At 45.6% G+C, this 14,482-nt stretch carries 10 protein-coding genes; all 10 read left to right on the top strand.

Going from position 1 to position 14,482, the window contains the following annotated elements; translation table 11 throughout:
* Position 1: 1 nt before the first annotated feature.
* Positions 2-1,225 carry a hypothetical protein gene (locus P2E05_RS13595; RefSeq protein WP_276122832.1) on the top strand — a complete coding sequence of 408 codons (1,224 nt, stop codon included), beginning with the start codon at positions 2-4 and terminating at the stop codon, positions 1,223-1,225.
* A complete protein-coding gene (locus P2E05_RS13590; protein WP_276122831.1) occupies positions 1,218-4,601 on the top strand; it encodes an ImcF-related family protein in 3,384 nt (1,127 codons plus the stop codon). The genes P2E05_RS13595 and P2E05_RS13590 overlap by 8 nt, the downstream gene beginning before the upstream one ends.
* Before the next feature lie 72 nt (positions 4,602-4,673).
* A complete protein-coding gene (tssF, locus tag P2E05_RS13585) occupies positions 4,674-6,443 on the top strand; it encodes a type VI secretion system baseplate subunit TssF (protein ID WP_276122830.1) in 1,770 nt (589 codons plus the stop codon).
* On the top strand, positions 6,407-7,489 hold the full coding sequence (tssG, locus tag P2E05_RS13580; protein WP_276122829.1) for a type VI secretion system baseplate subunit TssG: 1,083 nt from the start codon (positions 6,407-6,409) through the stop codon (positions 7,487-7,489). The genes tssF and tssG overlap by 37 nt, the downstream gene beginning before the upstream one ends.
* Before the next feature lie 45 nt (positions 7,490-7,534).
* Positions 7,535-8,056: a type VI secretion system lipoprotein TssJ gene (gene tssJ, locus P2E05_RS13575; RefSeq protein ID WP_272667761.1), complete on the top strand. Its 522-nt coding sequence runs from the start codon at positions 7,535-7,537 to the stop codon at positions 8,054-8,056.
* A gap of 4 nt (positions 8,057-8,060) precedes the next feature.
* Positions 8,061-10,394 carry a type VI secretion system Vgr family protein gene (locus P2E05_RS13570; RefSeq protein ID WP_276122828.1) on the top strand — a complete coding sequence of 778 codons (2,334 nt, stop codon included), beginning with the start codon at positions 8,061-8,063 and terminating at the stop codon, positions 10,392-10,394.
* Positions 10,395-10,396: 2 nt separating this feature from the next.
* Positions 10,397-11,224, top strand: a complete 828-nt coding sequence (locus P2E05_RS13565) for a DUF4123 domain-containing protein (protein WP_163862563.1) — start codon at positions 10,397-10,399, stop codon at positions 11,222-11,224.
* Positions 11,224-11,736, top strand: coding sequence for a DUF3304 domain-containing protein (locus tag P2E05_RS13560; RefSeq protein WP_276122827.1), 513 nt, complete (start codon positions 11,224-11,226; stop codon positions 11,734-11,736). Before P2E05_RS13565 ends, P2E05_RS13560 begins: the two co-directional genes overlap by 1 nt.
* The gene (locus P2E05_RS13555; RefSeq protein ID WP_276122826.1) at positions 11,729-13,669 is read left to right on the top strand and encodes a DUF2235 domain-containing protein; all 1,941 of its coding nucleotides are present in this window, start codon (positions 11,729-11,731) and stop codon (positions 13,667-13,669) included. The genes P2E05_RS13560 and P2E05_RS13555 overlap by 8 nt, the downstream gene beginning before the upstream one ends.
* Positions 13,670-13,726: 57 nt before the next feature.
* Positions 13,727-14,194 (top strand): hypothetical protein, encoded by a 468-nt coding sequence (locus P2E05_RS13550; protein ID WP_272658105.1) that lies wholly within the window; start codon positions 13,727-13,729, stop codon positions 14,192-14,194.
* The last annotated feature ends 288 nt before the right edge of the window (positions 14,195-14,482 follow it).

Below are 14,482 nucleotides of genomic sequence, written 5' to 3'. Positions count from 1 at the left end.
CATGCCTGTTTGGCTTAACACCATTCCGCCTGCTGCCGCGAAAGTGCCTCGTCCTAATACACGCCGCTGGTTAGTGGCGTTATTGATTATCGTATTTATGGGTTTTGCGCTGACCTTATGGTTTTGGACAAAAGACAGAACGGGATTAATTTTTTGGTTTATTGCCGTGGGATTACCTATTTGTGGTTGGGGTTTAGCCTTCGGTGCGCGGCGGATGGCGTATAAAATGCAACAGGTGGCTGCAAGCACGTGGAATGACGAACGCGAAACACTGATCCAATCTGAAATCAAACGCGGTCAGCGATTCGCCTATTTATTGGATGCTTATATTGAAACGCCTGCGGGGCAAGGTGCAAATCGCAGCCTTGAAGCGATCAACAAATCGGTTCCCTTTGTGGCGTTACAACCTTTTCGTTCAGGCTCTCAGCCTCTTCGTTATGCGCCTTTAGCGGCGTTTGACCAGCCAGACTCGATGTTGATGCTCACCGACTGCATCAATAACATCGCAGTAAAAATTCAACCGATATTACAAAAAATCCCCGATGATATCCCTTGTTACTGCGTATTGGAAATCGATAGTGCGTTACAGCCACTAACTGAGTCAATCTTGTTGGAAACCTTAAAAAAACAAAGCTCACACGTTTTTCGTCTTATATCGGGGCAAGGACTAGAGGCCATCGATGCATGGTTAGATACCCGTTGGGATATTCCTTCCCTATTACTGATTGTATCTATTGGATATAACTCGAAGCCTGTGGATGATGACGGTGAGGCCATCGGCTGTATTCTCTTGAGCAATCGACCAATCCACGATATCCCTTGCACCACTCGCTTTCATCGCCCAGAAAAAAGTGGCCATGACAATCTGTCTCAAGGTTTATCTCAAGCCATGTTATGGGGAAATGTCCCCCCTGAAACGATCTCTGCGGCATGGGTTGCAGGGCAGTCAGTAGACGAAGAGGGGGACTGGAGCAAAGCCTGCGAACACAACCAGTTGCAATTTAGCATGAGCAAGGCCAATAAAATGATTGACCCGGTTCTAGGGAATACAGGAAAAACGGCGCCTTGGATAGCCACGGCCTTAGCCGAGGCCAGTTTGAACCAAGACAATGCTTCTGCTGCCCAGCTGATAGCAATTCAACCTAAGCACGAAGATGACGAAATTTGGATAACGGTGATTTCACGCCAAACAGACAATAATAAGGAAAGCACAAGACATGTCTAAGGTGAAAGTAAAAACATTGATGGGTACCACCGCCGTCGTGTTGATTTTTTTAATTATCATTGTGGCTTTCTTATTTTACGCTTTTCCTGAATCGATGGCGTCATCCCTCGGATTAGGCCCTTATGAGGGCGATCGCATTTTAACCGTGAGTTGTTTGGTCGCTGTATTCGTTCTGCTATTGGGCTGGATCACCGAAAAGCTGTTTATGCTCTCTGGAAAATCCGGGCTGTATGTTCAATGGGGTAAAAATAAGCAACAGCAATTATCAAAAAATGCCTCCGTGATTGGATTCGATGACGAGCAGGGTGAGGCGGTCATTGATGCCAATGCGATACAAGATCACCTTCGATTACGCTATGGGCGCTTTTGGCGACGCAAGGTCAAATTATTGTTGGTTCAAGGGCAAGATGCGGAGATTGAATTCGCGACCCCTGGATTAAAGCAAGAGGGTTGGCAAGAACAGGATGGCGTGGTGTTATTTTACGGTGGAGCACCAGAACAAAGTTTAAGTGATGAGTATCTTTCATCAATCCAAGCCGTGAGCCCAACGCGTCCATTAGATGGTTGTGTTCTTGTGTTTGACTTACCATCTCTGCCTACGCAGGTTGAGCGAGATAATGTTTTACGCCGCCATCAACAGCTGTCTTCATCGCTGGGTTGGCGTGTGCCCGTTTGGTTATGGTTAATTGAAAAGTCGCTATGGAAGGAAGAAAGTGGCACATCATCGCCCATTGGTGCTGTTTTTCAGTCAAGGGCAACACCTGAACAGGCCGTCGCAGATTTAACTGACTTAGTCACACCTTTGCGGGACGCGGGCATGGAAGTGCTATTGCAATCACCTCAGCAGAGTTGGCTATTGCGTATCAGTGAGCAGTTACAAAAACAACTCCAATCTCAATTGGGAGCATTACTCCAACACATCATGGCAGGGCATGCTTCATTACAGGTTCAAGGGGTGATCCTCAGCGCGGAGCAACGCTTTCCTCACCGCCAGAGTAATGCGCTTGGGAGTTCATCCGTCTGGCAAACCTTCTTCAATACCGCATCCGGCCTCAAAGCCAAAAAATTAGGTTGGAATGCAAGGCAAGCCGCTCAGGTTACCATCCTCACCTTATTATTGTTGTGGTGTGCAGGCGCAATCACGTCATTCATCGTGAACCAAACCGCTATTCGGCATGCAGAAGAAACCGCTCGCATTGCCGCAGATAAACAAGTTCCACTCGGGGAGCGTTTGAAAAATCAGTATGTGCTTCAAGAAGACATTGCCCGTCTGCAATACCGTAAAACGCATGGGGCACCGTGGTACACCCGTTTTGGGTTAAATCAAGACAGCCAAACTTTAGCAAGGCTCTGGCCGCTATATACACAAAATCATCAAGCGTTAATGAAAGCCGCGACGATGGATGAGCTAAAAATGCAATTAGCGGCGTATGTCGCATTACCGCCAGCGAGCAGTGCACGGGAACAAAATACACAGCTAGCCTACAACGCCTTGAAACTCTATCTGATGTTAGCTTCAACCGACCACGTTGATACCACTTGGCTCACACAAAATCTCTTGACGATTTGGCCTGAACGTAGTGGCGTTTCGAAAGGGGAATGGCAACATCTCGCCCCATCGCTATTTCAGTTCTGGGCAGACAATCTTCCTAAGCATTCTGAACTGTCTCTCAAACCCGACATGACCTTGGTAAACACCACGCGTAAGATTTTGTTAAAACAAATCGGTCAACAAAATGCGGAAGCGGGTCTGTATCAAGAAGTCTTAAAACAAGTTGCCAGCAATTGGCCCGATTTAACCTTAATGGACATGGTGGGTGATACCGATGCACAACTGTTATTTAGCACCGATGAAATAGTCCCTGGCGTGTTTACCCGGCAGGCGTGGGAAGAGCAAGTCAAAGCCGCCATTGATGAGGTCGTCAATAAACGCCGTAATGAAATCGACTGGGTATTAACCGATAAGACCCAAGCGGTGGATAACGAGGTCTCACCCGAAGCTTTAAAAGCCCGACTCACAGAGCGCTATTTCGTGGACTTCGGTAACAGTTGGCTCAATATGATCAACAGCATTCAATGGCACCAAGCGGATTCGTTATCGGAAGTGATTGCGCAGCTGAATGTGTTAGCTGATGTACGCCAATCCCCACTGGTGGCGTTAATGAACACCTTAGCGTGGCAAGGTAAGACGGGGCAAAAAACCGAGGCGCTTGCCGATAATATTGTGGATTCTGCGGTGAAATTGCTAGACAAGAAAAAGCACGTTAAGCAATTTATTGAACAAAACCAAGCGCCTAAAGGCCCGCTGGATGACGTATTTGGTCCGATCCTGGAGATGATGGACGGTAAGGATGGTACCGGGAAAAATGGCAATCTCAGTTTCCAATCGTGGCTGGCTCGTGTCACCCAAGTCCGTCTGAAATTACAGCAAGTGAGTAATGCGTCAGATCCGCAAGCGATGGCAAAAATGTTAGCGCAAACGGTTTTTCAAGGTAAAACTATCGATTTAACTGACACCTTGGATTACAGCAACTTAGTGGCAGCCAGTTTAGGGCAAGAATGGAACAGCTTTGGGCAGTCTCTGTTTGTGCAGCCGTTAGAACAAGCGTGGCGACAAATCTTATCGCCAGCTGCGGATAACCTTAATACCCGCTGGCAAACCACCATCGTGGCACAATGGAACAAAGCTTTTGCAGGGCGTTATCCGTTCAACGCGACAGGGAGTGATGCGTCATTACCGTTACTTGCCCAATTCTTACGTAGTGATTCAGGGAGAATAGATCAATTCATCAAAAGCAATCTGGGGGGCATTGTCCATAAAGAAGGCAATCGCTGGGTGGTAGACCCGTCGATGAGCCAAGGCTTAACCATCAACCCGGAATTCCTCAAAGCCATTAATCAGTTGGCGGATATCGCTGACATTGTGTTTGCACAAGGTGATGCCAATATTCGATTTGAATTGATGGCGAGACCGTCCAAAGGTGTCGCTCAAGTTCAGCTGGTTCTTGATGGTCAAAAACTGGATTACTTCAACCAAATGGAAAGTTGGAAAAGTTTTATCTGGCCGGGGGAAAGCTATTATCCGGGCGTGACGCTCAATTGGCAAAGTGTGCGTTCGGGAATGCAAATCTACGCAAACTATCAAGGTAATTGGGGATTGATACGCTTATTAGAGCAAGCCGAAGTTACACAACTCGACAGTAGCCGTTATCAGTTGGTGTGGCGCACGAAAGGGGGCGGAACATTACGATTTATTTTACGCAGTGAACTCGACAGTGGTCCACTGGCCTTGTTAAAACTCCAGCAGTTCCGCTTGCCTAATAATATCTTTCTGAATACCTCCGATGTTGTGGGTGACCTTGTTGACCCACGTTGACTTAATTGATGAGAGGCTCGGTCAAGAGCCTCCGCTATTTTCATTTTTTAATAGGTTTTAGGAAGTCCTAAAATGGATGATTTGACGCTACGCTATTACGAAGCTGAATTACGTTACCTGAAAGAAGCGGGTAAAGAATTTGCCAATGCACACCCTGATAGAGCGGCGATGCTCAACTTAGATAAACCCGGTGCGAACGACCCGTATGTCGAACGTTTATTTGAGGGGTTTGCCTTTTTGATGGGGCGCTTACGGGAAAAACTGGATGATGACCTGCCTGAGCTGACAGAAGGACTGGTGAGCTTACTGTGGCCCCATTATTTGCGCACCATCCCATCACTGTCTATTGTTGAATTTGCGCCAGAGTGGCAACATTTACGCCAAGCTGAATGCCTACCTGCGGGGTTTGGCGTGATTTCAAGACCCATCAGCGCCCAGCGCACGCGTTGCCAGTACCGCACCACGCAAGATGTGTTATTACGCCCACTTTCCATTGCCAACGCCAAGTTACAGACCGAACCAAATGGGCGTTCCACCATTTGCTTACGCTTTGCCTGCCCTGAAAAAGTGGATTGGTCGAAGACTTACCTTGATAGCCTACCGATTTTTCTCAGTGCAGATGCGCCGATCAGTTCCGCATTACACCTTGCGATGACGCGCCAAGTGCATGGCATGTACCTTCGCCATGCAGAAACAGGCGAAGAACGTATTCCCTTTGACGGTTGGTTTAAACCGATGGGGTTTACCGATGACGACCATTTATGGCCGAAAGGGGATACGGCCTTTAGTGGGTATCAGCTGTTGCTGGAATACTTTAGTTTTCGCCATAAATTTATGTTTTTGGCGTTACAGGGATTAGAGAAAGCCAAGTTTACGGAAACGACGACCTGGTTTGAAATTGATATCGTGCTCAATGAAATCTGGTCCGCAGATTTACCTTTTGAAACGGAGAACTTCCGGTTGCATTGTGCGCCGGTCATCAATCTTTTTCCGTTGGAAGGTGATCCGTTAACCGTCAATCCACTGGAGAATGAATACCTGCTTCGTCCCCTGCGATTACAAGACGGCCATACCGAAATTTACAGCGTAGACAGCATTCACGGTTCAATTAAAAATGGTAAACCGAAATACGTGCCATTTAGCAGTTTTCGTCATCGTGGGGGCATGATGCGCCATGATGCCCCTGAACGCTATTTTCATACCCGCATTAAACGTGGGCCCTCCGGTCTTTACGATACGTGGCTGATTTTAGGCGGTAAAGAATTTGAACTGGCTCAGCTTGCCGAAAAGCCTGAGCTATTATCCATTCGTTTAACTGGCACCAATGGGCAACTCCCCCGTAAAGCCCTTGAAAGCACAGTGCTAGATAGCGTATTAAAAGCGGGTAAAGTGCCAGTGACAGTCCGCAATCTTACCGCACCGACCATTCCGTTATATCCGCCTGCGAACGACCGTTTTCACTGGCGAGTGATGAGCCATCTGGGATCTAACTTTTTAAGCATGATGGATAACCCGGAAGTGCTTCGCGGCACTTTGGCCCTATATGATTGGACCGATGATGAAATGAATCGTCGCCGACTGGAAGCCATTGTCGGGGTGAAACACACGTTGATACGCCGTTTCGAACAAGGCTACATGATGCGCGGGGTCGATATTGAAATCACGCTAAACGGCAATAACTTCGCAGGTGAGGGGGATATCAATTTATTTGGCGAAATGCTTCAGCGCTTTTTTTCGCTGTATGCGTATATCCACCTGTTTAACCAATTAACCCTTGTTATTCAACCCACAGGAAAGCGCCTGAGATGGAAAGAGAATCACAGTCAACACGTACCCGGCTGATAAAACACATTGAGCCGACGATTTGGCGTGCGAATTTCTACCGTTTTTGTCAATTACTGGAAAAAGCCGCACCGCAATCGCCACTACTCGGCACCACTAACGACATTAAAGATGATCCACTACGGTTTCGTCCTTGGCCGGGTATGGGATTTCCGGCGGGTGAACTTCGCACGGTGGAACAAAACCCGAACAACCCCGAACTCCCATTAACGGTTCGCACCAACTTTTTAGGGTTGTACGGCGTCGATTCACCGTTACCGACCAGTTATCTCGATGATATCGCACAAGGTGTGGAGGGGACGGAAGCCTTAACGGAATTTCTGGATATTTTTAATCACCGTATCACCACTCAGTATTACCGTATCTGGCGCAAATATGCGTATCCCGCGACCTTTGAAGCCGGAGGCACGGATGCCACTTCTCAATGTCTATTGGGATTGATTGGCTTGGGGATCCCCGGCAGTGCGGAGAGGATCGCCACGCCAATATCACGCTTTTTAGCCTTGCTGAGCACCATGCGATTACCCACACGCAACAGCGAAGGGGTCAAAGCATTGGTCTCTTTGCTGGCACCGAATACTCAGGCGGTCATTAATGAATACGATGTCGTTAAAGTCCCCGTCGACGAACGAACGGGGTTAGCCCGCCATCAACGTGTTTCATTGGCAACGCGGGCGACACTGGGTAAAACCGCCCGCGACACCACAAGCCGAATTCTAATCTCCCTCACCACACACCACCCCCAAGAGGCACAAGGCTGGTTGCCGGGCGGACATTTGCATGCCGACCTTTTAGTGCTATTACGCGTGTATTTGGGGTACCGCAGCGATGCGCGCTTAAAACTAACAGTTCCCGTGAGAGTGCTTTCCGAGCCGCGTTTACAAAAAACGTCGCGTATTCAATTGGGACGAACAGGGTTATTAGGGCTAAAAGGGGGCAAGCTCAGTGATAACCGGCAATTTCTGACCGTGAATTTAGGGCGTTATCACGGTATTGAGCATGCAGGGCGACCTGAAGCCGAGCGAGGGGATTATCGTTTTGAATAAGCGCGAACAAATGAGGGATACATTAATGAAAGGAAAATTGCATCCGTGAAAAACATTAGCCAAAAAATAGTGGTGCTTGGTCTGTGCGGATTACTGGCAGGTTGCGGATTAGCACAGGCAGTAAAAGAAGGGACAGTTAGCATGAAAGACGCGATCCTTTATAAAAAAATTACCACATTGCGCTTAGATTTCACCCCGCGTTCAGGGCTAAATGCCGATGAAGACCAAACACCGCTCGCCACCATGGTGTGGGTGTATCAACTGAAAGACAAAAAAGCCGTCGAAGGGGCGATGTATCAAGCACTGTTAACGCAGTCGGATGAAATATTAAAAAAGGACACCCTCAATGCCACTTCGGTCATGGTGATGCCCCAAGGGCAAGTTTCTCTGGATGAGCCCCTCGAAAAAGAGACCAAATTTGTTGCGGTGCTCGGCATGTTTCGCAATCCCGACTTATCAGAAAACACCTGGCGTTTGGTGATTAACCGTGAAGACTTAGATGTCGATAAACCACGTGTGATTGAATTGGGTGACGGTTGGCTGAGATTGTTACCGCTAAAGGATTAATAGCATGATAGAAACAGTAAACGCTTTTCTTGCCCATCAATCTTATCAACTTGAGATCCAAGATGCTGGATTTGATATCGATATCCTAAAATTTGAAGGTGTAGAAAAATTGAATGCGACCTCATCATGGCGGATTGAATTTACGTCAACGTTCGATTCAATCCTACCTGAGCAGGCGCTATTAAAGCCAGCCACGTTCAGCATGGGGCCAAATAAGCGCGTGTCGGGGTTAATCACCCGTTTACAATGGTTATCCACCAGCGCCGATGAGTCCCATTATGCCGTGTTGCTCGAACCTCGTTTAGCGTTACTCGGTCATACCGAGCGCAGCACCATTTACCAAAATGTCTCGGTCATTGAAGTCATTGAAAATGTGCTGCAATTCCACGGTTTTGAAGGGGCAGATTATGAGTTTAAGTTAGAACAGCAATACCCCGAGCGAGAACTGATAACTCAGTGGCGTGAAACCGATTTAGCCTTTATCCAACGTTTACTCGCTGAAGTCGGGGTTGGTTATCGCCTTGAATACTCGGCAAAGACCGATAACGACAAAGTGCTATTTTTCGACAGCCAACTCAATTACCAATTTGGTGAAAAATTACCGTACCAGCTGCCATCCGGTCAACACGATAACGGGCAACTTTCGGTATGGGATGTGCAACTGGCTCATCAAGTGGTGACAGGCAACGTCACGGTAAAAGACTACAATTATCGCACCGCACTTTCGCCGATGGAAACGAGCACGCTGCATCCACTCAGTAACACAACACTGGGTGATGAGTATCACTATGCGCCGCCTTATTTGAGTGCCGAGGATGAACACGCAGAAACCCTCGACGCCGAAAGTGGCGCATTTTACAGCCGCTTGCGGCAAGAGCGTTTCCTCAATCCCTCCGCTGAATTTGCACTACAAACCAACGCCTTTTACCTGATGACCGGCAGTGTGTTGGAGATTGCAAATGTCCCTATTAATGAACTGAAAGACGGCGTATTTATCACGCAAATCACTTACCATGCGGCCCGTGATGTGTCGTTACAGATGACCCTCAAGGGCATGCCGTACAGTGAGCAATACGCCTATCGCCCTGCTGAAATACCGCGCCCGAAAATCGCCGGAACCTTGCCAGCCCGTATTGAAAGCCGTAATAGCAACGATATTTACGCATGGCTGGATGAGCACGGGCGCTATCGCGTTAAGTTGGATTTTGACCGCAGTCAGAGCGAATCCGGCTATGCGTATCTTTGGTTGCGTTTAGCCAAACCGTATGCGGGGGAGACCTACGGATTGCATGCGCCGTTGATTGCCAACACTGAAATCGCCATTGCCTTTGATGATGGGGATATTGACCGACCGTATATTGCGTTTGCGTTTCATGACTCAGAACACCCTGACCATGTTAACCGTGATAACCACACCCGCAATGTACTTCGCACCCCCGCCAACAATAAATTACGCATGGAAGATAAGCGGGAAAAAACGCATATCAAGTTAGCGACGGAGTACGGTAAAACGCAACTGAATCAGGGGCATCTCGTCGATGCGCAAGGGAAAATGCGCGGCGCAGGGGCTGAACTGCGTACCGATGAATGGGGCGCTATTCGAGCCGGTAAAGGGCTGTTTATCAGTGCCGATGAACAGCCAAAAGCGCAAGGTGAGGTATTGGATATGGATGCCGCACTTAAAGAAATCGCTCATCTTCTACAGCAGCGCGAGCAACTCAACATTGCAGCGAAACAAGCCAAAGCCCTGCAAGCGGATATTGAAAGCCAAAAACAACTGTTACAGCAACGTTTAGAGCCACTGAACCAGAGCCTGTTATTTTCAGCCCCTCAAGGAATGGCGTTTACCAGTGGTGAACATTTACAACTGTCCGCCAGTGAAAACCTGTCCATCAATGCTGACGGTGATATCAGTGTGGGCGTTATCGGCAATATGACCATGTCCACAGGGGATAAGTTAGGACTGTTTGCGCGTACTGGGAAATTGGGGGTGATTGCAGGGGAAGGCTCACTGACCGTTCAAGCGCAGAATAATCGTTTAGATATCTTCAGTGAACAAAAGCAGACTATCACCTCGGGGGCTGATATCAATTTTACCGGCAAAAAACGGATTATCCTAAACGGCGGCGGCAGTTATCTCAAATTGGAGAACGGAAAAATAGAGTACGGCACCTCAGGGGATTATTTGCGCAAGATACCGAAGATGGCCACCGCAGGGCCGAATACTTTACCGATGAAGATGGCACAATTTCCGGCATTGCCTTTACCCATTTGTATTCCGTGTTTACTTAATGCCATAGCAGGCAATGATCCCCGTGTTGACCTTAGGAAATTTTAGCCATGGAAAATTTAGTTCAAGCGGCAAATCAATCACAGAAAAATATTTACCTGTTAATCGAGGGCGGGGCGTTTGCCGAACAGACCATTGAGCCTTTTCAGCAAAAACATACGCGTTCTCTGTATTCCCTTTATCAGCACCCTCAGCTAATTGAAGCCAAATGGGTGGGACCCTGGCTGTATCAGGTGAAAAACAACGCAGATTTAGCCGCTGAAATGGCGCAGTTTCAGCAAGTTGCCACCGTCATTTTTTCATCATTAGCGCTCAAACCCTTGGCGATGCAATTGGCGTGGGGATGCACCTTAGTAAAACCCGATCTCGAAACGATAGTGAGCCGGTTTTATATTCATGCGGTGATGCCAGTGTTAGCCCGTTGCCAGAAAGAAGATTGGCACTACTACCTGTTTTCGGGCACAACCACGTGGTGGCACCAGACATTGTCGGGCTGGCAACCGACCGATATCGCTACTAAAGCGCAGCCCAAAACCCACGACAGAACGGTGTATTTGGATGAGACGACTTGGCAGCAAATTGATGATGATCCAGAAGTCAAAAGTGTTTTAGCCCAATGGCAACAGATGCCAATGAGCCAGCATTTTCCGCCGTGCATTCAGCGGCAGAAAGTTATCCAAACTCTCAAAAAAGCAGAGAAAGCAGGTTTAACCGAAAGTGATGATAGAACAACCTATGCTTTACTGTATTTGGAAGGTTATCAATCTCTGCTAACGCAGTTGTTAGATGCTCCCTATATAGAAAATATTCAGCAAGGGAAATACTCCCTTGCCCATGCAATAAAAGAATTTGAACGCAAAAATAAGGCGGTTATTTAATGCAGTGGATTAAACGATGTAATGAAAAATCATTATGGTTTTTATTGTTACCCTTTGTGATAGCGATTGGGATATGGAGCTTGTTTCTATCAACGGCTATTGCAGAGACGTCTATTGAAGATGAAGAAGTTCGACTAATTATTCATAATTGGCAAGATAGACCGATTTCCCGATTCACCTTGAACGGTATGATGGGAGGCAATGCCTCAGCATATAAGTATAACCCTTATGCCTCTGGGATGGGGGCGACAACTTGTTGTGGCATCATTACAGGAAAGGTAGCAATAGTTAAATGGACGCTAAGTGTTAAAGGTTCACAATATGATGTGGGCATGCGCCCTGAAAATTATCAAATGAAGGTGCTTTTGCCTGAACGTAAGGCAGGAGAGAAAAATCTTCATGTTCATTTTCTACCCATGAAAAAAATTAAATTAGAGTGGAGCTCAAAAATAAGCTCTTCTTACAATCCCTTCGATGAAACGCAACGTTTAACGGAGGAAAGCCATGAGTAATGAAAAAAGGGCAAGCACTGATGCTATTATAGGGGCAAGTAATCGCGCAAAACATACTCGAGAGGGGAAATTAGGAAATTGTTCGAAATCTTTGCATATAGGCTTGTTTTTTGATGGTGTTGGGAGAAATAAGGATTTAGATGAGCCAAAAGGAAAGACATCAAATATCGCTAAATTGTTTTATGCATTCAAAAAAACAGAAGAAAGTACAGAAAATGATATTTATTGGAAATATTATATTTCAGGCCTAGGAACTCCTTATCAAGCTCTTACGGATAAAAAGGCAGGTCAGGTCGCATCGGAAGTCTATAGTGATTTTAAAGATGAGACTAAGGATGAAATTGTCAATGCTGAGATTGATGCGTTTAAAGATATTGGTATTGATACTTTATTTGGTGGCGGTGGAGTTAAAGAGATTGAAGAATTATTATCTCCTAAAGGGCAAATGAAATTGATGGGGGAGACTCTTATCGATTATACGGCCAAAATAACCAAAAAAGGCATTGAGGCAGCACCTTTTTTAAGGGATAACGAGTTTATTGCCTATAACTTTTTGACTGGGGTTGAAACACGGATTAATGATTTAAAAGAAGTCATTAAACAGGCTTACCAAGAAGCGAAAGAGACGGGAGACATTCCACTTCATCGCATATCAGTTTCAGTCTTTGGCTTTGATATGGGAGCGACACTAGCCCGATACTTTATCGGCGTATTAATTAACCAAATTTGCCAAAAAGATTATGATACGGGCCTCTATTTTTACGGGGGGATTCACGGTGGTGCTTGGGTGGATATTCCTTTTGTTGGTTTATTTGATTGCTCTCGTGACACGCCTCAAAGTGATGACAATGGGCTGGACTATGGGCTGAAAGCACTAACGATAATGGCAAAAAGCAATAAAGTGACAGAGGTTGCGGTTGATTCATTAATTACTACCGTTGCAGGGCGTAAGTACATTGACCATATGACTCCGTTACCTAAGCAAGTTAAAAAGTCTTTGCATCTGATTGCTGCGCATGAAAAACGCAAATGGCGCTGTCTCTATTTAACAGGTAGAAGTGGGGAGCATCATCAAGAGGAACTATTACCTGGTTGCAGTGAGGATATTGGCGGGGGATTAAGAAATAATGAACAGAAGCCCAATGAAGAACTCGCTAAGGTCGCCTTAAACAAAATGCATTTAGCTGCGTTTCATGCAGGGGTCCCGTTTCCTGAACTCGATGAACTTCGCGAGACGGATTTCGAAACATGGCTCTATTTTCAAGATGAACAAGAAGTGAAAGGTAAAAAGGCGACGGAGTGGGTTGAATTTTACCAATCAGGTCTTCCGCTTAAAAAATTAAGTTATACAGCTTTAAATGCCCATCTTGATAGCTATTTTGCGTGGTTAGGTCAGAAACATTATGAATATAAAAATGAGTTACGAAAGTTAGAGGATCAAGAAAAAGCTGAATTATTATCCGCAGGTTCACATCAAGGTGGTTTTAATATTTCAGCTAAGTCTAGACAAGCTGCGTTCGGTGCTTCTGAAAAAATGGCGTTATTGAAGAAAAATTGGGGTTGGTTATCAGATGTAGCAAGAATGGCATGGCAGGTCAAAACACGAAGGCTTAATCCAGTCCCTCCTGATATTTTTGATAAAATATACTGGCCCGCTAAACGTCGGGCACAATACTATATCGACTGTGGTACGGCGGGATATGATAATATGCCATTTCCGGTATCATATGTTCCTGTTTCAAATGAGCTCTATAGTTGGTTTATCCACGATATACAGCGCGCAGAAGGAATAGATTATCACTATTTTTATATTCGTTTAATGGAGCCACTCTCTGGGCAGTTTGCACCGGATGAGCCTGAGGTGTATATTCCACCACAAGCCCCTCAAGGTGTTGGAAATGATTTTATATTTACCGGATTTCCTAAGTTTTAAATATAGTAGACTTTATTACTTGAACTGATCCTAATAACGACATCAAAAAGGGAGCATATGTCAGAAGGAAAAATAGGCACCGCATTTTTATATACCAAAAGAAAGTCACTTTCATTTTTTTGTTATTATATTTTAACTGCTATTTTATTGACACTATCAATTAAGGTGATTAATTCTTTATTTGTAAGTGCTAATTATCGATACACTCATGAGGCTCTATCAAAAAGTATTGACTTGGATTTGGGGTTTTCCATTTCATTTGCTTATGGTTTGGTTATTCTTATCATTTATGGTATCGCTTATTGTACTTTTTCATTACTGGAAATTCAGCGATTGCGTAGTATTGGTTACCGACATCCGATTGCTATCTGTTTCATTATGTTCTTACTGAATAGAGTATCTAATTATTTTTATACACTAGCAGGTTTAAATTGGATTTCGATTGTTATCGGTGTTATTTCACTCATTTATTTTATTGCATTGATTTTCCTTTCGGAAAAAGAAGTTTATATTTCCAATAAATAACTTATTTGATTGTTAAATAGTGAGATACCCTTGGCTATCTATGAAAGGATCGTAACTAAAATGATGAAACAGTGCCATTTCAGGAGAGATCCGGCTTGATGAACGCTTAACGAAAGAATGGCAAGAGCGATTTGATGCAGAAGGTGAAAAATTAGACAATCCAGAATAATTTGTATGACTGAATTGCGATACTAAAATAACGCCCCAAGTGCCATGCTCAATGTGGCATTTTTGCTTTTTTATTCTTATCGACGAATGGGACACCATTCGCGCGGGTAAAGGGCTGTT

Source organism: Providencia stuartii (assembly GCF_029277985.1).
In the GTDB taxonomy this organism is placed as follows: domain Bacteria; phylum Pseudomonadota; class Gammaproteobacteria; order Enterobacterales; family Enterobacteriaceae; genus Providencia; species Providencia zhejiangensis.
Note: the sequence above shows the minus strand (reverse complement) of the source record. Positions and strands in the feature narration are given on the sequence as shown.

What these genes read in the sequence shown, in the direction of transcription:
- P2E05_RS13595 (WP_276122832.1), top strand. Translation starts at nt 2, where the DNA reads ATGCCTGTTTGGCTTAACACCATTCCGCCTGCTGCCGCGAAAGTGCCT.
- P2E05_RS13590 (WP_276122831.1), top strand. Translation starts at nt 1,218, where the DNA reads ATGTCTAAGGTGAAAGTAAAAACATTGATGGGTACCACCGCCGTCGTG.
- tssF (WP_276122830.1), top strand. Translation starts at nt 4,674, where the DNA reads ATGGATGATTTGACGCTACGCTATTACGAAGCTGAATTACGTTACCTG.
- tssG (WP_276122829.1), top strand. Translation starts at nt 6,407, where the DNA reads ATGGAAAGAGAATCACAGTCAACACGTACCCGGCTGATAAAACACATT.
- P2E05_RS13570 (WP_276122828.1), top strand. Translation starts at nt 8,061, where the DNA reads ATGATAGAAACAGTAAACGCTTTTCTTGCCCATCAATCTTATCAACTT.
- P2E05_RS13565 (WP_163862563.1), top strand. Translation starts at nt 10,397, where the DNA reads ATGGAAAATTTAGTTCAAGCGGCAAATCAATCACAGAAAAATATTTAC.
- P2E05_RS13560 (WP_276122827.1), top strand. Translation starts at nt 11,224, where the DNA reads ATGCAGTGGATTAAACGATGTAATGAAAAATCATTATGGTTTTTATTG.
- P2E05_RS13555 (WP_276122826.1), top strand. Translation starts at nt 11,729, where the DNA reads ATGAGTAATGAAAAAAGGGCAAGCACTGATGCTATTATAGGGGCAAGT.
- P2E05_RS13550 (WP_272658105.1), top strand. Translation starts at nt 13,727, where the DNA reads ATGTCAGAAGGAAAAATAGGCACCGCATTTTTATATACCAAAAGAAAG.